General features: G+C 76.1%; 1 protein-coding gene. It reads left to right on the forward strand.

Annotated features, from left to right (window positions below; genetic code table 11):
* Positions 1-111 precede the first annotated feature (111 nt).
* On the forward strand, positions 112-887 hold a 776-nt coding region (locus C666_RS19125), incomplete at its 3' end, for an urease accessory protein UreD (RefSeq protein WP_039919629.1).

Here is an 887-nt window from a genome sequence, read left to right on the forward strand (position 1 = left end):
GCGGCCGCTTCGTCCGCCACCGGGCTGCCCGCATCCGCCCGCCGCTCCGCCCGTCCGCCGGGTTCGCGCCGCGCCCGGCCGCATGGCCCGGTACTTGCTCTACTGAGGCTGATGAATGGCCCCGCCGATCACCTCCACGCCCGTGCTTCCGCCGCCGCGTCCGCGCCGCGCGGGGGCTGGCGCGCCGCGCTGTCGCTCGCCTACGAACGGCGCGGTGGGCGGACGGTGCTGGCGCGGCGCGAGCACGTCGGGCCGCTGGTGGTGCAGCGGCCGCTGTATCCGGAAGGGGGCGAGGTGTGCCACACCATCCTGGTGCATCCGCCCGCCGGCATCGCTGGCGGCGACAGCCTGAGCGTAGACCTGCGGCTCGGCGAGGGCGCGCAGGTGCTGGTGACCACGCCGGGCGCGGGCAAGTGGTATCGCAGCGCCGGGCGGCCGGGCGCGCTGGCGCAGCGCATCGAGGTCGGTGCCGGCGGCGTGTGCGAGTGGCTGCCGCAGGAGAGCATCGTCTATGACGGCGCCCTGGGCGAGCTGAGCACCGAAGTGCGCCTGCAGGGGGATGCCTGCTTCGTCGGCACCGAGATGCTGTGTTTCGGGCGGACGGCATCGGGCGAGTGTTTCCGCCACGGCGAACTGGCGATGCGCACCCGCATCGCGCGCGACGGCCGTCCGCTGTGGCTGGAGCGCGGCGTGCTGGCGGGCGGGAACGCGCTGCTGGACGCTGCGGTGGGCATGCGGGGCTGTCCGGTGAGCGGCAGCTTCGTCGTTGCCTCGCCGCGCTGCGATGCGGCGCTGCTCGAAGCCTGGCGCGGCATCGCGAGCGAGGCCGGCGAGGGCGCGGCGACGCTGCTGCCCGGCCTGCTGCTGGCGCGCTGGCTGGGGCCGGC

The organism is Thauera linaloolentis 47Lol = DSM 12138, from assembly GCF_000310205.1.
GTDB lineage: Bacteria > Pseudomonadota > Gammaproteobacteria > Burkholderiales > Rhodocyclaceae > Thauera > Thauera linaloolentis.